We start from the raw sequence: 21328 nt of genomic DNA, 5'->3' as shown, positions 1-21328 counted from the left end.
GCCGATTGATCACAAAAACGAACAGACCGCCGATCAACGATTTCTCCACCATCATTCCTTATTCAAAATAATGCCGAACCGCATCCGCAATCGCGGTCGTCACCGCTTCCTGATAGTCGTCTGTCGCCACCGTCGCCGCATCTGTGCGGTTGCTTACATAGCCGAGCTCAAGCAATACAGACGGTCTGTCGTTTTCCCGCAGCACGTAATAGTCGCCAAACGCAACGCCGCGGAAAGGCAGTGCGGCCAATCGGGAAAGCGGGTCTTCGAATGATTGCGCTAAGCCGTAATCGGCAAAACGGTCGTAATAATAAACGGTGATGCCGCTCGCCTGTTGGTCATCTGCGCTGTCATAATGCAGGCTGATAAACGCATCCGCTTGATACAGGCGCGCCATCGCCACGCGCGCGGACAGCGACACATACTCATCGCTAGAGCGCGTCAGCACGACGCGGGCGCCGTAAGATTGCAGCTTGTTTTTCAGAAGCTTGGCGGTTTCCAACGTCAACTCCTTTTCCTTGATGCCATCGACACTTTGGGCCCCGCCGTCTTTGCCTCCGTGGCCAGCGTCAAGAACGATCGTTTTTCCGGCCAGCGCCTGAACAGGACCGCGCGTCCAGCTGTCTACATAAAGGCGGGAGTCGCTAGGCGCGATGGCTGAAAGCAGCGAGCGGTCAGCCGACTGGGGCGCTTCCGCTTCCTTTTCATTGGCTTGTCCACCCTTTACCTGCACATATGCGGATGACACCCACCCATCAAGCCCTGTTTGGGAGGCAATTTTGTACCATCCCGGTTTCTTTTCCACAATCTCGACCTCTTCGCCCCGGACAAGGCGGCCGACGCGCGCTGCCTTCAATGACGGCTCAGCCCGCACGTTGAGCGAACTGACGTTGACGATTCCGGTTTGATGCGAAATCGATGACTCCCGAGCCGCAGTGAGGTATGCTGAAGACACCCAGCCGATCGCACCGTCTGCGATCACTTCCGTCCATTCCCCATCTTCCTTGATGACCCATACCGTTTCTCCCCGCGCCAAATGCCCGATAATTCGCCCATCTCGGCTCGGCTCTTGTCGAAGGCGGAGTCGGTTTTCTTGCACGACGGCCGTCTCTTTTGCCAACGCGACGTACCGCGCGGCGATCCACCCGGTTCGATTCGGTTTCCACTCGATGTTCACCCATCCATCCTTGACCTCGATCAGCCGATACGCCTCGCCGCGGTGAACGTTCGCCAATGGACGGTATGGCACCCCCGGCCCTTGGCGGACATTCACGCGATCCGCCGTCACCACAGCCAGACGCTTCGTTTCCTCCATTTCCTTTTCCCCTTTCGCCCCCACCGGCCAAGCAGCCGCAGCCAGCCATAGCAAACAAAACAACAGGGCGAGCCATGTTCCTCGCCTCATGCGCATTCCCTCCCCCGTTGTCTCCAATTTGTCTACTATATCGTTCGCGCACAACGGGGAATTTCCTGTCTGTCACTTGGGAAAACCGCTCGACAAAACTAGCGGGGCGGCATCCATCAACCGACAATAGCTCTCCTTTTTCTGCATGATGCCTCTTCACACGACAACGGCAGCCACAACGCGCAACCCAGTCGAACCATCCATCTACGGCCGACATACCACCATCGCTTCTCTAACCGATGTCCGAATGGATAAGCCGTCCCCATGAAGAAACACGCAGAAGCGCCAAAAGCGCTCCGTGCTCCAACGGGAGACGGTGTCCTTTGTCGCGCTGGAACCATTCAATGCCGCGCATTCCATTGGGAAAACGGTGAATGAACAAGTACCAAAGCGTTTCAAAACATTCCAACTATTCCAAATTCTTCATAACCTCTATTTTTTGGTAAAACGTCCGTCTCGCCGCTGCTTGTTCGTTGTAAGACAGCGATTCATCCAAAAACCGCTGCACCATTTGCGACAGCTCATATTTTTGGTCAAAAAAGCGGCGCTGGCGCACCCGTTTGATTTCATGATTCTGCTGTTTGTTCATGCAGCACTTCTTATACTTTTTCCCACTTCCACACGGGCATGGGTCATTCCAGCCGATCGACATGCGTCATCCTCCTCTCCCATCTTTCTTTTTTCAATATTTCCATCAATAATGTTTAAATTCTACTATGGACAGGATAAACTACTATTATACAAAACGTTTATCCGAAAGGAGACGAGGGCTATGAACCCCGACAATCTTGCTAAACTGATCGACGAATTGTCTGCCATGTTCCATCCGACAGAGCGGGACCGTCCACACGGCAGATGGGTTGAGGCGCCAAAGAGCGCACCCCCTTCCAAACGGCGGCGGTCCAAAACAGCCTACCAGCTGAAAATCACATTAAACGGCATCCGCCCGCCGATTTGGCGGCGCGTCCTTGTTCCCGGACATGCGACATTTCACGAGCTTCATCTCATCATCCAAGAAGCGATGGGATGGGAACAAGCCCATTTATACGAATTCGATTTCGGAAGCGTTCTCATCGGCATCCCTGACGGCTGGGATTCGTTTCAGCTGGAAAAAGAACTGATGGACGCCCGCCGCATCCCATTACAGCAATGGCTGACGGAAGAAAAACAAAAGTTTCTATATATTTACGATTTTGGCGACTACTGGCGCCATACCGTCACTGTTGAAAAGATTGAAACACTCCCAAAACCGTTGGAACGCGCCGCTTGCCTGAAAGGAAAACGGGCATGCCCTCCCGAGGATTGCGGCGGTGTCTATGGCTACCTGGAGCTGCTGGAAGCGGCGGCGCAAAAAGACTCTCTTGCCGATCCCGAATTGCGCGAGCTGGTAGACTGGATGTACGACATGAAAGGCGAAGATTTTGATCCTGATGCCTTTGACGTCGAGGAAGCGAACGAGCGGCTGGCCTATATCCGATTGTAACGCATGCGAAAGAAGGTATCCGTCATCTCTCAAGGGCACCTTCTTTCGCATCCATCTGTCCTTTGTTGCCTGCTTTGTCCATCGCCTTACAAAAATCCCCGTTCAGCAAACGTCTCCCAGACGAGCTCCTCGAGCTCCTTGCGCAACTCAGCTGCATCGACTCCTTCAAGCAACCCGTCCTTTTTCCATGTTCGGATCGCTTTGTCGATCAAGCGATGGACTTGATCAACGTCCCAGCCCTCGCAATCAAACAACTCCTCAACTTGGTCAAGCCATTCCTCAATCGCACGGTCCAGCTCATCGCCATCCTCCATCCCACCGTCGTCGAACCAGATCTCATCACCGTCATCCCCATCGTCAAAGAGCCACTCATCATCATTCTCGCCCTCATCATCTCCATCATCGAGCAACTCTGTGCGAAATAAAAACAATTCCATCACAGCGGCTTCCACTTCCTCTACAGGAACGCCGTAGTGTTCCGCAACCTTTTCCATATTGACAAATTCTCTTCCAGCCATTTCACTCGCCAAATAACGGAGTGCAGCCGCATACACAGCAGGATTCTTGATGACCGGTTCATCCATTTCGCAATATGCGCGCCAAAGGAACGCAGCCTCGCTGAGCACTAGGGAGGAGGTTGTTTCTTCCTTTTTCTTTAATTCGCGAAAAACATCATCTTGATCTCGATCCCCCCAGTCCTTTTCGCTCAGCAGCTGCCACAACAGCTCATGGACCGCTATTTCAAGCAATTCCGGAAACGACTCGCGCAAAAACACTTCACACGTTTTCGTATCCGGATTCCATTCCGCTTGAAGCGCCCGCGCAAGCCGATCCTTCCCGCTCTTTAGAATCGGCAGCACCTTCATGAAGTACGCCCACTCGTCCCCATGCGGAACGAGGCATCCTACTAGCACGTCCCCCTCCCTAGCAGACGGAAGCTCCTCCGGCGTCAAAAAACGGACGTACTTTTCTTTTCTGGTCAACAGATCGCGTACAAGGAAACGCCGCTCATCCTCGATATGAATGATCTCGTCAAACGACGGAACCGCCTCGTCCCATCGCTTCAAATGAGTTTGCACTGCTGGACGCCACCGCGTGCGGCGCCGGCTTCTCATATAGGCTGAAAAAATTGTCATCCCTTTGTCATCAACGTGTCTGTGAAAAATCGCCCAGTTCGTCAGCAATAAATTGGCGCTGGTCTCCAGCTCGTTAGGAAGCCCTTGAAATGGAGAACCAGACATCATGAAAGCAAGCTCTTCCTCATATCGCTCTAACGCAAACGAAAACACATCTTGCATACATTTGGCCACTTCACGGTCAATTAGAGATTCTATCGATACTGCTTCTTTCTTCCCACAACAATGCTTGTACATTTTCCCACTGCCGCATGGACAAAGATTGTTTCGCGATGCCTTCGCCATATAGCTACCTACTTTCTTTGTATCATAGTCATTGAACGTTCTCCCCCTCTACGCTAACGCTCGGGCCAGCTAAACACCTTGGGGAGACATTCACGATCAACGTGTGATGGAACTGCTTTCAGCAACACATATCGCAAGCACTTTGGGACTTCCGCCGCTCATGTCGAGAACATCGATTCGCATTCCATTTTTTATGCCTAACCAAAATCCTGGTTCTTCACCAAAAGGTGCCCTTGGCTTTTTCAAAACATGCCATATTTCCTTCTCCAAGGAGAAAATCAGCCAATCCATGATTTTCATGCCGGTTGACACTCCGCACTCCTAAAGGTGTAGGATTCTTGGATCATTCGCGTCCTCATCCGTTTCTGGGTAAAACGAGAAAAACCCTGCTTCTCAAGCACACGTTATGGTGATGGACCAAAATCCTAAGAATATGAATGACTCTTACCATTGGTCTTGCCTGCATAATGGAGAATCATAGAGGCCGAGCCGAGAGAAACAAGCGCCCCGTCATTCATCGGGACGCCTACGGCCGGCGAAGCAAACGGGACAACGAGGCAAGCAGGCGCTCTTGAAACGCAGCCCGTTCTTTCTCCACCTTGTCTGGCCACTCTTGCAGCGCCTGAAGCCACGGCTCTACGTACGGAGAGAAAGACGGCGGATACACGCGGGCAAGATCGTCCAGCTTGCCGTTGCGATCGGTCGCGGCGACGATATACATGCCCGGCAACAGATGCGGCTCTGCCCGCTTCGGAATGTCCCATGTCACCGTTCGGTTATGGGCAAGCCAATCCAGCACCGCCTTCCCCTGTTCCACACGCTTGACGCGGAAAAACGAGAAACCGACGGAAAGGGGAATAGGCAAACCAAACAAACGAGCAAGCTGCCAAGCCATCAGTTCCTCATCCGCCTTTCCGTTCTCGCCCCTCCATTCATCCAGCAAAGCAAAGCAATGTTCCAATTCGCTTCTGACCTCTTCCAGCACGGCACAAACAACAGTTCGATGATTCGTTCCATAACGGCGGTCCAGCCAATCGGCCCACTCAAGCAACATATCGAGCGCTCGGCTCACCACTTCCCATGAAAACGAACTCCATCTTGACGGGATTTGCTCGACGATGCATTGTTTCCAGTCTTCTTCTCCTACGTCCTCCCACGATGAAAACGTCCGCCCGGTCATATATTCACACACGAGCAAAACCACGGCCCAACACGCCTCTTTGGCCTCTTTTTCTCCGCTCACGATGACTTCGTTATAAAACGCCAATGCGTCATCGGTAAAATACATCCCTTCCCATTCCGCGCGGATCAACAATGTCTCGGTTCTTTCCGGCCCCATCCATTTCATTTTCCATAAGTCCGAAAGACGATGTGATGAGCTAAACGGAGATGGGGGCAATCCATAACGGGAGCGAATGGGATTCACTCCGATGAGCACCGGCAAATTGGCTCGTTCTTGCATGTTAAACAAATGGAATTCATACTCTTTCAGCCACTCATCCACTTCCTGCACACGCCCCTCGCGCGCCATTTCGTGAGGGGTTTTTCCATTCCATTTCTCAAGCGGGGTGTGAAGGGCTTTTTCCATTTGAACATCCAATCCGGCCATCGTTGCCACCCAAGGGGGAGAGTCTGGGTCTGAATCAATATGAAGCGAAACGTTTTCGATCCCTTTTCGGCGCAAAACGGCTTCTGTCCCCCGTTTTCGTTCTTTTGGGGAATACCCAAACGCCTGCAGCAGCGACACGAGCTGTTCGGCCGTCCCTTCCTCCTCGGTAGACAACACGAGACGCGACCGATGAGCGGATAATGACCCGCCTAATTCAAACACATGAATCGGCTTGGGGGAAATCACTCCGACATAATGGTACACATTGGTGCACCATGAACCTTCCACTTTCTCCCCATCGTCATGATCAATGTGAGCGCGTCCGATCGAAGCAAGCTTCCTCATCGCCTCAGCGGCTTCCTGGCATTCGTATTCATACGTCCATCGCGTGCGCTCCTCTTGCACATCGTCCGCCCTCGGAGGATAGCCTGCATCAACGATATCGAGAAAATGTTCAACGGCTACCTTTTCATACGGCCAATCGGTTTGCGTCAACAAGACGCGAATGTTCTCTTCCGCCCGTTCCACGCCCTTCGGATCCACAATCGATGATACACCGCAAACGTAATAGCCGCCGTCAAAGGGCTCCAAAAAGGCAAACATGCCGCCCCAAGGGCGCACAACCTCCAATGTCTCGCAATACGGCATGAGAAGTTTCTCGCCCGTCAACCGGTCGACCGCCACTCCTCCTTCATCATGCAAATCGACAAATTGCACAAGGCGCGGCACAAGTCGAACCCAGCGGTCCAACATTTCCTTGAGCTCCGGAGACAGACGACGCCCTTTTTCCTGTTGAAACCATTCAACGCCGCGCAATCCATTCGGATAACGATGGAGGAAAAAACGCCAAAGCGTCTCAAACACCTTCAACTCTTCACGATGATCCTTTTGTTCGATCATTCGGCGAAATGTACGGTTGACCGCTTCGCGTTCATCATAAGACAGCGATTCATCCAAAAACCGCTGCACCATTTGCGACAGCTCATATTTTTGGTCAAAAAAGCGGCGCTGCCGCACCCGCTTGATTTCACGCTCCTGCTGTTTGTTCATGCAGCACTTCTTATACTTTTTCCCGCTTCCGCACGGGCACGGGTCATTTCGGCCGATTGCCATGCAAAATCCTCCCTTCTAATCATTCCTTTCCAAAACGGCGACCAAGATATTAAAAACTGTCGGAATCGCGCACAAAGCCATTTTTCCCAATCCATTATGGATTCGGTCAAAACCGATCGTTCCCCGCCGCTTTTTTTGGAGTTTCACGAATGGAACGCATTCCATTCCCTGTTTCTACTTATAGAGGGCTTGGGTTGAGCCCAATGATGTTTGAATGAGAGAGCCCTTGTGGAACCGGCTTTCCTTTCTGACGAAATGCCGCTGACTTGCGCGCAGCGCCCGTTTTTCTGCCAGCTTCTAGATGAATCCCCGATCGGTGAAGATCTCCCACGCTACATCGCGGAGTTCTTTACGCAATTCTTTTTCATTCACTTCCTCAAGCAGGCCCTCATTCCTCCACGAACGGATGGCGCGGTCAATATGACGGTTGACTCGCTTCTCGTCCCATCCTTCACGCATCAACATCAGATCGATGTCATCGATCCATTCATTGATGCGCGCATCAAGCTCATCCCCTTCCTCTTCGAACCAGTCTTCCTCCCAGTCATCGAGCCATTGCTCGTCGTCTTCATCATCAACAGCCATCAGGAAAAAATCCAACGCCGCCGATCGCACATCTTCTGGCATCACGTCATACCGATCGGCGATGTCTTCCACCTCCGATCCTTCCGCCTTCATCAAATGCCCAGCCACATAGCGGAGCGCCGCCGCGTAGACGGGAACCGAATAAGGGAGGCGGGATGTTTTTCCGCAATAGATCGCCCATATGGCGAACGCTTGATTGAGCAGCGCCGCTGGCGCCTCCGGCTCGTTTTCATCGAGCTCGCGAATGACGGCCGCTTGTTTCGGATCATCCCATTTGAACTGTTTGGCGAACTGCCAAAGCCACTCCAAGAGCACATCGGAAAGCACAGCGACGAACCGATCGCGCATCCATAAAGCCGATGGCTGACCGCTCCACTCCCCTTCTTGTTGAATCGCCCGAAGCAATCGATCTTTCCCTGACGCCGGGAGCGGAAACACCGCTGTGAAACACGTGAACACGTCTTGGTACGGCACAAGGAAGCCGAACACCACATCTCCTGTTTCGATCACGCTCGGCCATTGATCGGAAGTCAATAAATGAACGATCTTTTCCTCTCCCGTCAACAAATCCCGGACAACGGGGCGATTGTCGTCATCATAGCCGATGAACTCGCCAAGCGACGGAACGGCTCCTTCCCACCTCTCGATGTGCGCCTGAACGGACGGGCGCCACCGCTCCCAATGACGGCTTTTCCGGTAAGCAGAAAAGATCGTTTGTCCTGTTTCATCAACCGGCCAACAAAACAACATCCAGTTCACCGCCATGATCTGCACGCCAAGCTCGAGTTCCTCCGGCATCTCATCAAGCGGGAACTGGTCTAAAAGCTCTTCCGCCTCCCTCTCATACCGCTGCAAAACAAACTGACGCATATCATTCATGCATTCGATCAACTCGCGGTCAATCAATGACGAAATCGAAACCGCCTCTTTTTTTCCGCAACAATGCTTGTACTTTTTCCCGCTTCCGCACGGGCATAACGCGTTCCGCGGCGTTTCCGCCATATTCGATGCACCTGCTTTCTTTTCCATTTGGACTTTTTCTATTCCTATTATACCATCATCGATAGACGTTCAACCATCACCAGCTTTCTTTCTATCAAAACGCGTACACGTTCAAAAGCTCGCAATGTCCTTTCATGCCGGCTCGAGAACAGACGCGTTTTGTCACATTGCCCCTCTTTTTTCGACACGCTGTCACATGCTATAATAGGATGATAAGGAATGGATCGGAAAGGACGGACCGACATGTTGCAGACCACGATCTCCAAACCGCTTTTGCGGCAAGCGGCAGAAGAATTGGTGAAAGAATTGCCGTATCCCATTTTCCACACGCTCATTCAAAAAGGACGGGATTTGTCCAGATACGGGTTCGTCTATAACGTGATGGTCATCAACAGCCATGAAGTGGAAGGGGTCGTGTCTGACAAAACTCCTCATGACGTCATGGTTGATTTGTCCAACGTCACCCGCCGCCATCGCTGCCCGTGCGGGACGGAAGGGCTGTGTCCACACGTTTTGGCGCTGTTCTTTTATATATACGGCAACGTGTTCGACGTTGGCGAGCTGTTCCGCCTTTGGAAAAAAGGGCAAATCGGCGCGTTGTGGAAAGAGACAACCGCTCCCCATGAACGGGAGCCGCTCGCTCAAAAAAGGGTGGGGAAACCGACCGCCCTTTCCATCACTCAAAATGAAACCGTCGAAGATTGGCGGGACCAATTTGAGAAACAGTATCAAGACTTTTTCTCGCGCCATCAAAACGGCCAAAACTGGCCGTACCGTTTGGCCTTCCAACTCCTCCCGAAGCTGGGCAAAAACGAAGGGAAGCAAGCCGGCGCCCGTCCGCTGCGGGAGCTTCATGCCGCTCTATTTTTATTGGAGAAGCTTCGGCAGTACGGGGAGGCGCAAGGTTGGAATGAAGGCGGATTCGCCTCTTACGGACAGTTTTCCTGGCAGCAGGACGTCAACTATGTCGCCGACCGTGCCTTTGACGCCCTGGAGCAATTCTCTGCCAAATCACCGCCGCGATCGCTCAACGCGTTGATTGAACAGACGATTCCGTATGTTCGTGATGTATTGTTTTTGGACGGGTTGCTATCGTCATTCGGCTATGACTTTTACACAACCGCGTGGGAGTTGTTGTTCACCAAGCCAGCATGGCGGCAGGAAGAACGAATGGAATTGCTTCGGCTCGCCAATGAATACGGCAAGTCCCGCGCCGCCATGGCGGCGGCCCATCTTTCCTTTTTGCTTGGCGAAGATGACGAAGCCATGGCTCTGTACCGCGCGTTTCCCCATCAGGCAGGCTTGTTTTTGATTGAATGGATCGGGCGATTCATCACCAACGGCCTCGTCAAGCGGTTTGAATCCGTTTGGGAAAAAGCGAAGGACGATTGGCCGCTTTATCTTTCCCACATGTCCGACCTCGCCCGGGGAAGTTTTTTGGACGAAGCGGTTCATTTGTTTGAAATGTATGCCCGCCAACGAAACCGACCGGATGCATGGGAAGATTTTTTGCAGCGCAGTCTTCCATACAGCGTCAACTATTATACCAACTTTTTGTATCGGCAAGGGCGATACCGAGAAGTCGTTGACCTGTTTTTATGGGCGAACATCACCGCCGATGAATTGCATCCACAGCTGCTTAAAACATTGCAAGCGCGCAATCCAGAACTCGTGATGCCGTTATATCACCGGGCCGTGATGAGGCGGCTGGAAGAAAAAAACCGGGCGAGCTACCAAAGGGCGGTCCGCCATTTGAAAACGATGCGGGCTCATTACCGCTCGATGAAGCGATTCGATCAATGGGAAGCGTATCTTGAACAGCTGCTCGCCAAAACGGCGCGCCTGCGCGCGTTTCATGAAGAATTAAAGAAAGGAAAACTGCTTCCATGAAGGCATTGGAGACGATTCAGATTTCCTGCAGATGGAATGAAGAGATTCGATGTTTCGAGCTCTCTGGTTCCACCCATCCCTCATCATGGGTTTCGCCTTTATTGGCTTGGCACGAAGAAACCTTTTACGGGACCATGATTGATATCGAAGACGACATCGTGCGGCTGTCGCCGTGGCAAGCGCTCACTCTGTTCGCGTTGCGTCCGCACTCGCGCTTTTCCGTCATCGAATGGGCGGATGAATTCACCGCCCGATTGGAAGAGTGGGCGAGACACATTTGGAATGGGTTGGGGGAACGCCGCTTCCTTCCAGACGCTTCCCTTTGGAAAAACACAGGCGGCGCATGGAGCGAAGCGGGTCGCACCCGCTGGCGCGGCGCGGATGACGATCCCGATCCGTTCGTCGCCACATGGCGGTCGCTGGCAATCGCCGACTGGCTGTCGCGCGACCCAGAGCTGCGCGGCATTTGGGGCGACATCGTTCGCGCTTATCCATTAATCGCCTCCCCCAGCGGCCAATGGATCGGAACGGAAGACGATTGGCTGGAACAAATCGGCTGGCTCGGCGACCGGCCGCCGTTTACGGTCGGGCTTCGCCTCGTCGAGCCGTCCGAGGATGGCGACGCATGGACGCTGGAAGCGGTGTTCATCGCCATCGACGACAGCGTCATCGCCTCTGCCCGTGATATTCCGCGCGCCTGGCGCCCATATGAATCATCGATCCAGCGCGCCATTCGCCGCATTTGCGCGATCGTGCCGTGGCTTGACGCCGGGGAGGGTCTGCGGACGGAACTGTCTAATGAAGAAGCGTGGCGTTTTTTGTCCGAAGACAGCTTAAAGCTCACCGAAGCGGGCGTGCGCCTGCTGCTTCCCGACTGGTGGCACGACATTCGCCAGGCGCAGCTGTCGATCAAAGCGAAGCTGTCGCCTTCCGTCAACGCCGAATCACTGTTCGGCCTTGAGCGGCTCGCTGATTTCGATTGGCGCGTCGCGACCAACGGGATTGAGCTGACGGAAGAGGAGTTTGCCGCTTTGGCGGAACAAAAGCGGCGCCTCATTCGCCTGCGCGGCCAATGGCTCATCCTTGACCCCGCCCTTGTCCGCCGCGCCCAGGCGCTCATGGAAAAGGCGAAAAAAGAAGGCGTGCCGATCCACGATATCGTGGCGCAAACGCTGCTTTCAGAAGCAGAGGAGCGCGAAGAGGCAACGGACGAATCGATCCCGATCCACATTGACGTCCATGATCAGTTCCGCGCGTTCATCCGCCAGCTCCAGCAGCTGGATGGATTGCCGAAAGCGAATGTGCCGCCGTCGTTTCGCGGCACGCTCCGCCCGTACCAGCAGCGCGGCGTCGACTGGCTCGTCTTTTTGCGCCGATTCGGCTTTGGCGCCTGCTTGGCCGATGACATGGGGCTTGGCAAAACGGTGCAGCTGCTCGCTTATTTGGCGCACGTCAAAGAAACCGAGCGCCCGGACACGCCGGCGTTGCTCATTTGTCCGACCAGCGTGATCGGAAACTGGCAAAAGGAATGCGCCCGCTTCACCCCAGACTTGCGCGTCTACGTGCACCATGGACCGAACCGAGCGAAACACGAGGCGTTCGTGCAAACGGCAGGCGAGGCCGATCTCGTCATTACGTCTTACAACCTTGCCCATTTAGACCATGACGATTTAAAACAGATGCACTGGCACGTCATTTGCCTGGATGAAGCGCAAAACATCAAAAATGCGCAAACAAAACAAGCGCGCGCCATCCGCCGCTTGAGCGGAAAACATAAAATTGCCTTATCCGGCACGCCGATTGAAAACCGTCTCGGCGAACTTTGGAGCATCTTCCACTTCCTCAACCCTGGCTATCTCGGCAGCCGTGCGGAGTTTGAGCGGCGCTTTGCCGGGCCGATTGAAAAAGAAGGAGATGCCCGCAAAAAAGCGGCGCTGCAAACGCTCATCCGCCCATTTCTCTTGCGGCGGACGAAAACGGATGAAGCGGTTGCGCTCAACTTGCCGGATAAGCTTGAACAAAAAGAATATTGCCCGCTCACGGCCGAGCAAGCAGCGCTGTACGAGCAGCTCGTCAACGACACACTCGAACGGGCAAAGGAAGCCAGTCCGTTTGCGCGGCGTGGGTTGATCTTGCAAATGCTAAACGGTGTGAAGCAAATTTGCGACCATCCGGCGCTGTATTTGAAAGAACGCCGACCCCGCCAGCTCGTCGAACGGTCGCACAAACTCGAAAAGCTCATCGAACTGATCGAGCAAATTCGCGCCAACGACGAATCGTGCCTCATCTTCACGCAATACGTGCGAATGGGCGAGATGATCCAAGAACTGCTTTCCGACTTGTTTGATGAGCGGGTGTTGTTTTTGCACGGAGGCGTCCCAAAACAAACGCGCGATCGAATGGTCGAGGAGTTTCAAGCACGAAAAGCGCCGATTTTCCTTTTATCGCTCAAAGCGGGCGGCACCGGGCTCAACTTAACAGCGGCCAACCACGTCATCCATTTCGACCGATGGTGGAACCCGGCTGTGGAAAACCAAGCGACCGACCGCGCCTACCGCATCGGACAGACGAAATTCGTCCACGTCCATAAATTGATCACCATCGGGACAATCGAAGAAAAAATCGACGAGATGCTCGAACAAAAACAAGCGCTCGCCGACATCATCACCGAAGGCGAGGCGTGGATCACCGAACTGTCCGATGACGAACTGCGCGACTTGCTCGCCTTATCGGCCGCCGCGAAAGGAGGCGCTTGAGCATGGCGGAAGAAAAACGAAAGCGCAAGAAAAAAACGACGGAAAACCCGTGGGAAAAGCTGCTGAAGCGGATGGAAGAGAAAATGAAGGAGCGGGAAAAGCGTCAAAAACAACCGTAAAGGACAGCACGCAGGCGATGAACATCCTGTTGGACACAGAAAAAACTTCATCCTATTTCGCGCAGGAGACTCCCACTTCAACGACCAAAGGGAGTAAGTGGGAGAGGAATGCGCGTTCCCCCTTTCTTTTGTGTATGATAGAATAAAGGCGTGGAGAAAACCGTTCAATAAAGGCACTCCAATAACTGCTACTCGATGTATGGAGTTGGTTACAGGAAACGTTGTAACCGTAAAACATCGAGCGTAGGTCCGTCTGTTGTGTGTGGAAGCCAAGTACTGCCAACAGACACACCGAGAGAATCGGTAACGATGCAGGCATGACCTGCGTCGTTGGGTAGTCGTCAACCTGCCCCCTGATGCAACCCCAAGTCAAGGAAGGAGGACGAAGTCCGTTTGCACTTCTGGGGAGTTGCAAGCCCCCACTTCAAGCGTTAGCGAAGTGGGGGTAGTTGACCAACAAGTGTTGTTCTTGGTCCAGCCATGAAAAGGGCCAGTCCAGACGCACGTGTGTTCATCGAAACATCTCATGGGCAACGTTTTGCCCTTCATCCGGGCATGAACATGAATCATCAAAAACAGCGTGGGATTGTTCCCACGCTGTTCGCTTTCAAGCCATCCTCTCAGCATCTTGTCAACGAAACAATTCGGGCATGTCGATTGCAAGCCCCGGAAAATACACGGAGCGAACCGTTCCCGTTTTCACTTGAACATCCGCCTGCTCATACAGCCGTTCCTCATTGAGCACATACACCGTCACAGCCTGCTTCATCGGATTGACGATCCAATATTCATGGACACCGCATGCCATGTACAAATTGAACTTGGTGACAAGATCATGCGCCTGGTTCGACGGACTTAAAATCTCGACGATCAGCGGCGGCACTCCGATATACTTCGTTCCATCCAATCGTTCTTCGCCGCAAATGACCGTCAAGTCGGGAACGACCACATGTCGTTCCCCTGTTTGCTCATCAACAAGCTCCACATCAAGCGGCGCCGCCAGCACATCGCACGGCTTTCCTCGAAAAAACAAACTGAACTGAAAATGAAGCCGGCTCGAGATGAGCTGATGCCGCACGCTTGGCGACGGGGTCATATACACGGCCCGATCAATATACTCTAAACGATCATCGCTTTGTTCACGCAGGACCCAATAGCGCTCATACGACACGCCAGAAGCAAGCGGAAAAGACAACGAAGGCCCCTCCCCATTCCCTTTTTTCTCAGTATACTGGATGGCTTCGAAAGGGGCAATGGGAGGCGAAAAGGGTCTTCCCTAAGAATCCGTCCAATGGATTGAAGTCAGCGAATATGGATGCAAAATTTTCCGTTTTATACATTATGAACATTCGTTTATGTTACTGTTTTGGATCCATATCCGCCAAAATGGTTTCGTCCGACCGACTCCTAGGAGAACAACGCGGCTCCGACTGCCGCTGGCTATTATGGTCTATCGCGCAAACAAGTCACGTTTATGTCAAACCGAAGCCCTTCGCACAAGGCAAGAAACATGGCCGGCCAAATGTGAAAAAGGACCGGCCGCCAACCTTCCCCATTCATAGAGAAGGTTTGTCGCACCGATCCTTTCCCTAAACGGAAGCATACATCCGATCAAGCTCTTGCGCTTCGTATTTCGCAAACGGGTCGATCAGGGAAATTTTTTGCGCCTCGGCATCGCCGACGCCGGCGTACAGCTCAGCCGTGCCGTCGCCTTTGCGGATGAGTCCGCCGCTGAAGACGACATTCGCCAAATCCGGCCGTTTCGCCGGTCCGTCCAAAAAGTGGGAGCGAAGCGCAAGCAATTCCAGCTCTGAGCGCTCCATCGTCTCCGGGTTCAACACGAACACCATCGGGTAGTAATGGCGGTTGCCGTGCTCGTCAAAGCAAGCGATATGGCCGAGCGCCCCAACAAGCCCGTTCGCCAGCAAATGCGCCTCGTTCACGCCGCCCCATTCTTCATCCGTAAATTGGGCGTCCAAAATCGGCGCGGCGTCAATCACGTCCGGCGTCAACTCATCGAGCGAGAAAATGCGGGTGAACCCGATTTTCCCGCGGCCGCCTTTTTCCCCTTGCGGCCGGGTGAACACGCCGATCGACCCATCTTTCAGCTCGACAAGGCGAATGTCTTTCATCCCATCCGGCCCTTCGGCGAACTTTTCTAAGCGGCGAATGTTCGGTCCGCGGTAAAAGACCGTCCGCCAGCTATGCTCGCCAACAAACACCGGATGCGGAAACGTCTCCACGCCGCCGAACACCAACTGGCCGTGAATGCGCGCCACAAATGGGTCCTGCAGGGCGAACACCGGCGCCCCTTCACGAGGAACCCAAACGCCGTCGCGCTCGACGAAAAAGTACACTTCCGACTGCTCGCTGTCGCGCGCCTCGACGCGCCCAGCGATCACCCATTCTCCTTCATCCACAAACGGTGCGGAAATATTATAAACGTCCCGGTCCCCGACACCCGCAAAGCGGAGCTTTTCCGGCTCAAACGGCTGTGGGGCCGAACGAAATTCATCCACTAACACTTGACATGTCTTTAATGTTGGCAATGAGAATAACATGATTCATCCCTCCGGATGGCGCCAAAAACGCCCGCATTGGCATTTTTGGCTGTTTTTCCTGATCGCGGTTCGAACAGGAAACCCCACTCCCTTTCACACCGGCTTCGTCATTCGGACACCAACGATGATGCCACCCCCCGTCGCCGGATCAGGAAGTCAATGAAACTCATTCATTCGTGTGTTCTTATTATAATATGATATGAGAAAGAAGGAAACACGTTATTCATTGCCAAAAAAGCAGGGCCAAGACGAAGTCAAGGCCCTTTTTCTCCCTTTATTGGCGCTGTTGGACAAAACGGATGAATGCTTGATCAATATCCACCACCACAAACTCCACATCCTCGACCGGACCCAACACCTCGACAAACAACTGCGCCACGTTTTCTTTGTCAAGCCTTCCGACGCCTGTCCCTAGCGCTGGCAACGCCACCTTCTTGATTCCGTTCTCCCGACAGTGCGCGACGAGCCGCTCGAGACACGCCCGAACGATGTCATACGACGTCGCCCCTGCAGGCTGCTTCATCGTCACTAAGTGAAGGACCCCGCGAAACGGCAGCGAGCCTGCTCCTGTCACGTACAAATCGCCGGGCTTAGGGTCTTGCGCTTGACAGACGCGGATCGCTTCCTCTTCGATCACACGTCCCCCCGCCCGACGGATCGCCGCTGCCACGCCGCCGCCCATCGGCCCGATGCCGTTGGCGGCATTGCAAATGTACTCGACTCCTTCCACTTTGGTCAGATCGCCGACCATGGCGCGAATCATCCGAACCCCTCCTTAGCGATGTTTATTCCCCCTCTTCCTCCGCCTCCATAAGCTCATCCAGAACACGGTTGATGGCAGACGATGCTTCATCGATGGCTTCCGCTTGTATTAACTGCAATTCATGATCGATAATGCTTCGATAGCAGAATCTCCCTCCTTCATTCTTCAGAATATAGGCCTTTACCCTTTGCGGAGAAAGCCGCAACTTTCGGTCTATAATCGGATTGGCACGCCCATCCAATTTCCTTCCGATTTTGGCAGCGTACAAATAAATATTAAAAGCAGACAAAATGTACGGGCTATGAGTCGTAATCACGAGCGTACTATTCGTCACATTCAGCAACAACGCAAATAAGGCAACCATTTCTTTTTGTGCGTTCGGATATAAGTGTGCCTCGGGTTCTTCAATCACCATAAACACTCGTTGCCGTTCCAAAATGACGGTGAAAATGAGCAATAAAATCCAAACCACTTCCTGCTGTCCAGAAGAGGAAAACTTCAGTTTTGTATACTCTCTTTCATTAAAAAAAATCCGCTCTCCATAATCAGAGAACATGTATTTTCCTTTCATCACGCCTTCGATCATCTTGATGGCCAGTCGGATGGCTTCAAAGTCAATTTTTTCTGTCGAGAATTTTTTGCGATCTTCGATGATTTCCTCAAATGAATGGGAAAACATCTTCTTCAGCAAATTGATTCGCTCGATAAACTGCTCTGTCAACACATCGAGCTGTTGCGGGTTAATGTCCTGAAGCTGATCCGACAAGGTCGCCACTAGACTTCTGCCCGCAGGGATAAAAATAGGTGTTTTGGAATCACCGAATACTTCAGCGATGGAGGCTTTGACCGTTTCCAATATATTTTGCTGCCGCACTTTCCAGGAGGAGACATTCCAAAAATCATCTAACTGTTGTTGTTCGTATTGCATCTCCTTTTTCAACTTCACAACATGCAAAAAATTTTCCTGGATCTCCCGTTTGAGCGGATCGCTGAAATGGATTTGCACATAACCGTCCTTTAAATCTAGGCGAACAAACTTTTGAACATCATACTCATAACGAATATGAAACGGTTTCATATGTTTGGTTGTGCCAAAGTATCCGACAAATTTTCTTCGCAAACGTTTATTGAACTCGAAAAATGGGTTGTGTTCTTCCGTTTGACGCACTGAAAGCAAATAGTTGACCCATTCGTCAGGAATGGATTGAAAGAAAAAAATCAATTTGCTGATCGTACTTTTTCCGCTCGCTTGGGGGCCAATCAAAACGGTCACATCCGCGATCTCCTCATCAAACAGCTCCACAGGGCCAAACTGTTCAATCCGTATGCGCGCCACATCCTACCCTCCTTTTTGTCTCCATCCCTAAAAAACGACAAGCTGTCATGCAAAACATGGAAATGCGACCGACTGATGGTTGAATTAGCTGCTCTTCGATCCCTTCGCCTCGGCCACCACCCGCTCCAAAAACGAAAGCAAATCGGCGCGCAGCTCCTCGTTTTGCAAGGCAAACTCAATCGTCGTTTCGATAAAGCCGAGCTTCTCCCCGACATCGTACCGTTTTCCTTCAAACTCGTAGGCAAAGACACGCTGAATTTCATTCAGCCGCCCGATCGCATCGGTGAGCTGAATCTCCCCGCCTGCGCCGACCTCCTGCTTCTCCAAAAACAAGAAAATTTCCGGCGTCAACACGTACCGCCCGACGATCGCGAGGTTCGACGGCGCCGTTCCTGGAGCTGGCTTTTCGACAAAACGCCGCACTTGGTAGCGCCGCCCCTGTTGCTCGAGCGGGTCGATGATCCCGTAGCGATGCGTTTCTTCCTCCGGCACGCGCTTGACACCAATCACCGAGCTGAACGTTTGTTCATACTGCTCAATGAGCTGTTTTAAACAAGGTTTTTCCGCCTGGACGATATCATCGCCCAACAACACCGCAAACGGCTCGTCTCCAATGAAATTGCGCGCGCACCAAACCGCATGCCCGAGCCCTTTCGGCTCTTTTTGGCGAATGTAGTGGATGTCCACCTTCGACGGCTCTTTCACTTTCTCAAGCAGATCCAGCTTCCCTTTTTGCTTGAGCATCTGTTCCAGCTCAAACGCGTAGTCAAAATGATCCTCAATCGCCCGCTTCCCTTTCCCGGTGACGATAATAATGTCCTCAATGCCTGAGGCGATGGCTTCTTCGACAATATATTGAATCGTCGGCTTATCAACGATCGGAAGCATCTCCTTCGGCATTGCCTTCGTCGCCGGCAGAAACCGCGTCCCAAGCCCGGCCGCCGGAATGATCGCTTTGCGTACTTTTTTCATCTCCGATGGTTCCTCCTCTATCCGATGATCATCTGTTGTTTCGAGTCATGGCCAGTGTCTTTCATTGCCCAGCCGCAAACCGCTCTGCCGACCTGACCGATGAATCGGCGTTGTTTTTATTATACCAAATCCTGTTGAACGGAAAAGAAACGAAACGACGCAATGAGCGTTGAACGCTCTCCCACCTGCGCTCACGGTATGTTCGCGGCAAACCAAAAAAGAAACGCCCGGCCATCCAGGCGTTTCCGTTCTTACACCGCAACGTGCGGGCAACTTCGCTTTCATACTTTCACAAGCGAATCCAAAATCTCGTCCAGCTTCAGCTCGACGCACGCCATCGACGTATCGGCGGCGCCGTAATACATTTTCACAACATCGCCGTCAACAAGCGCCCCGCATGAGAACACGACGCGGCCGAAAAAGCCGTTCACCTCATAATCCGCTTCCGGCTCGACTAGCGGCTGCTCTGAGCGGGCGAGGACTTTTGACGGATCATTCAAATCAAGCAGCACCGCCCCCATGCAATAGCGGTGGTCATCCGATGCGCCGTGGTACAACTCAAGCCAGCCGTGCTCCGTTTTGATCGGCACCGCCCCGCCGCCGATGCGGGCGCTGTCCCACTTCCCTTCGCGCAGACCGAACAAAAAGCGGTGATTTCCCCAATGAAGCAGATTCTCCGACTCCGCGATCCACACCTCAGGGCGGCCGTTGCTTCGCGGCACGGGGCGGTGAAGGGCGTAGTACTTCCCATTGATCTTCTCTGGAAAAATAAGCACATCTTTATTTTCCGGCGCGAAAATCATGCCGTGGTGCGTCACCGTCTGGAAATCCTTCGTCGACACCATCGCCTCGCCGACCCCTTTCGGCGACACGGCGCTGAAATAAATGTAATACGTGCCGTCAATGCATGTAATGCGCGGATCTTCAATGCCGAACGTCTCGAGCTCATTCGATGGATAAACGAACGGGCGGTCGTCAATCGTAAACCGCCGCCCATCCCGACTGCGGGCAAGGCGCAAATACGAAAGCGATGTCAAATACGCGAACCGCTCCGCCCCCGCCTCTTTGATCACCCGAGGATCGGAAAAATCATAGCGCGGATCGTCTTTGCGAAATTCGTAAACATCGACCTTCCCCGTCTCTGGGTTCCATACCGGTGCTTTCACGATGTTCGGGTCATCCGACATCGGCCGCTCCGCCACCCGAAGAAGCAGCAACACTTCCCCTTGAAATTTCGCCACCCCAGCGTTAAACGCCCCGATCACTTCAAACCCGTCGTGGTGCGGCGGCACATCGTTCGGTGTAATCAGCGGGTTTTCTTCGTAGCGGTAAAGGTGCATCGTCACCCCTGCCTTTCGTATTTCGTAAATGGATCAACGATTGTTAGTTTTTGCGCTTCTGCGTCACTTGTTCCAGCGTAAAAATCGGCCGTGCCGTCCCCGTTGCGAATCAGTCCGCCGCTAAACACGACATCCGCCAAATCCGGACGCTTCGCCGGGCCATCGAGGAAATGGGCTCTTGTGGCGATCAACTCCATGTCCGACGCTTCCCCCGTATCTGGATTGAACGCAAACACCATCGGATAATAATGACGGTTCCGCTCCTGATCGAAACAAGCGATATGGCCCAAGACGCCGACGAGCCCATTGCCAAGCAAATGCACTTCGTTGGCGCCTCCCCATTCTTCATCGGCAAATTGGCCGTCAATCAATGGGGCATTCTCAATCGCCTCCACCGTCAACTCATCGAGCGCACCGATGCGGGTGAAGCCGATTTTTCCGCGTCCGCCTTTTTCCCCTTGCGGACGGGTGAAGACCCCAACCGACCCATCCCGCAGCTCGACAAGACGAATGTCTTTCATCCCGTCGGGACCGGTGAAAAAATGCGCCAATTCCTTGATCGTTTTTCCGCGGTAAAACACCGTCCGCCAATACAACTTCCCGTGAAGCACGGGATGCGGAAACGTCTCCACGCCGCCAAACACGAGATGCCCGTGCACCCGCGAAACAAACGGATCCTGCAAGGCAAACACCGGCGCCCCTTCCCGCGGCACCCATGTCCCTTCACGCTCGACGAAAAAGTATACTTCTGATTGCTCGCTGTCTCTTGCCTCCACCCGTCCGGCAATGACCCACTCGCCATCGTCTTCAAACGGCGCGGAAATGTTGTACACATCCCGCCCCCCAACGCCGGCAAACACGAGCTTCTCCACCCGAAGCGGCTGAGGAGCACGCTGAAATTCCTCAAGCAGTGTCTGGCATGTTTTCATCGTCGGCGTCCTTGTCTGCATCACGTCTCTCCCTGCTCCCTCTT

General features: G+C 53.2%; 16 protein-coding genes. 3 read left to right on the top strand and 13 right to left on the bottom strand.

Annotation, left to right across the window (positions count from 1 at the left end; genetic code table 11):
• Positions 1–58 precede the first annotated feature (58 nt).
• Both JCR24_RS06175 and JCR24_RS06170 read right to left on the bottom strand, forming a co-directional pair.
• Positions 59–1405 (bottom strand): N-acetylmuramoyl-L-alanine amidase family protein, encoded by a 1347-nt coding sequence (locus JCR24_RS06175; RefSeq protein WP_238980301.1) that lies wholly within the window; start codon positions 1403–1405, stop codon positions 59–61.
• Positions 1406–1814: 409 nt separating this feature from the next.
• Positions 1815–2057, bottom strand: a complete 243-nt coding sequence (locus JCR24_RS06170; protein ID WP_238980300.1) for an SEC-C metal-binding domain-containing protein — start codon at positions 2055–2057, stop codon at positions 1815–1817.
• A 120-nt stretch (positions 2058–2177) separates the two neighbouring features.
• Between JCR24_RS06170 and JCR24_RS06165 the strand changes: the two genes are divergently transcribed.
• A complete protein-coding gene (locus JCR24_RS06165; RefSeq protein ID WP_011232727.1) occupies positions 2178–2888 on the top strand; it encodes a plasmid pRiA4b ORF-3 family protein in 711 nt (236 codons plus the stop codon).
• A gap of 86 nt (positions 2889–2974) precedes the next feature.
• Here the strand turns inward: JCR24_RS06165 and JCR24_RS06160 are convergent, their stop codons facing one another.
• From JCR24_RS06160 to JCR24_RS06145, 4 genes are all read right to left on the bottom strand, one after another.
• A complete protein-coding gene (locus JCR24_RS06160; RefSeq protein WP_042382200.1) occupies positions 2975–4309 on the bottom strand; it encodes a YecA family protein in 1335 nt (444 codons plus the stop codon).
• Positions 4310–4405: 96 nt separating this feature from the next.
• On the bottom strand, positions 4406–4621 hold the full coding sequence (locus JCR24_RS06155; protein WP_050367909.1) for a hypothetical protein: 216 nt from the start codon (positions 4619–4621) through the stop codon (positions 4406–4408).
• Between the two features lie 214 nt (positions 4622–4835).
• The gene (locus tag JCR24_RS06150; protein WP_238980299.1) at positions 4836–7031 is read right to left on the bottom strand and encodes a YecA family protein; all 2196 of its coding nucleotides are present in this window, start codon (positions 7029–7031) and stop codon (positions 4836–4838) included.
• A gap of 297 nt (positions 7032–7328) precedes the next feature.
• A complete protein-coding gene (locus JCR24_RS06145) occupies positions 7329–8645 on the bottom strand; it encodes an SEC-C domain-containing protein (RefSeq protein ID WP_370643313.1) in 1317 nt (438 codons plus the stop codon).
• Between the two features lie 216 nt (positions 8646–8861).
• On the opposite strand from JCR24_RS06145, the gene JCR24_RS06140 reads away from it, so the two are divergent.
• Both JCR24_RS06140 and JCR24_RS06135 read left to right on the top strand, forming a co-directional pair.
• A complete protein-coding gene (locus JCR24_RS06140) occupies positions 8862–10508 on the top strand; it encodes an SWIM zinc finger family protein (RefSeq protein ID WP_238980360.1) in 1647 nt (548 codons plus the stop codon).
• Positions 10505–13264 (top strand): DEAD/DEAH box helicase, encoded by a 2760-nt coding sequence (locus JCR24_RS06135; RefSeq protein ID WP_238980297.1) that lies wholly within the window; start codon positions 10505–10507, stop codon positions 13262–13264. Before JCR24_RS06140 ends, JCR24_RS06135 begins: the two co-directional genes overlap by 4 nt.
• 750 nt (positions 13265–14014) lie before the next feature.
• Here the strand turns inward: JCR24_RS06135 and JCR24_RS06130 are convergent.
• The 7 genes from JCR24_RS06130 to JCR24_RS06100 all read right to left on the bottom strand — a co-directional run bounded on the left by JCR24_RS06130 (position 14015) and on the right by JCR24_RS06100 (position 21305).
• Positions 14015–14578, bottom strand: coding sequence for a Uma2 family endonuclease (locus JCR24_RS06130; protein ID WP_025948761.1), 564 nt, complete (start codon positions 14576–14578; stop codon positions 14015–14017).
• 394 nt (positions 14579–14972) lie between these two features.
• Positions 14973–15944, bottom strand: coding sequence for an MTP-1 family protein (locus JCR24_RS06125; protein WP_238980296.1), 972 nt, complete (start codon positions 15942–15944; stop codon positions 14973–14975).
• A 274-nt stretch (positions 15945–16218) separates the two neighbouring features.
• A complete protein-coding gene (locus JCR24_RS06120; protein ID WP_020755180.1) occupies positions 16219–16707 on the bottom strand; it encodes a macro domain-containing protein in 489 nt (162 codons plus the stop codon).
• Positions 16708–16729: 22 nt separating this feature from the next.
• Positions 16730–18043 carry an AAA family ATPase gene (locus JCR24_RS06115; RefSeq protein ID WP_238980295.1) on the bottom strand — a complete coding sequence of 438 codons (1314 nt, stop codon included), beginning with the start codon at positions 18041–18043 and terminating at the stop codon, positions 16730–16732.
• An 84-nt stretch (positions 18044–18127) separates the two neighbouring features.
• Positions 18128–19015, bottom strand: a complete 888-nt coding sequence (galU, locus tag JCR24_RS06110; protein WP_238980294.1) for a UTP--glucose-1-phosphate uridylyltransferase GalU — start codon at positions 19013–19015, stop codon at positions 18128–18130.
• Between the two features lie 281 nt (positions 19016–19296).
• A complete protein-coding gene (locus JCR24_RS06105) occupies positions 19297–20355 on the bottom strand; it encodes a BtaManbiosPhlase (RefSeq protein WP_238980359.1) in 1059 nt (352 codons plus the stop codon).
• 2 nt (positions 20356–20357) lie between these two features.
• Entirely contained in the window at positions 20358–21305 is a 948-nt protein-coding gene (locus JCR24_RS06100) for an MTP-1 family protein (RefSeq protein ID WP_238980293.1), read from the bottom strand.
• Positions 21306–21328 lie beyond the last annotated feature (23 nt).

It is taken from the genome of Geobacillus sp. YHL, from assembly GCF_022341265.1.
GTDB classification, from domain to species: domain Bacteria; phylum Bacillota; class Bacilli; order Bacillales; family Anoxybacillaceae; genus Geobacillus; species Geobacillus thermoleovorans.
The sequence above is the reverse complement of the archived record's forward strand: the minus strand, read 5'-3'. Positions and strand labels throughout refer to the sequence as shown.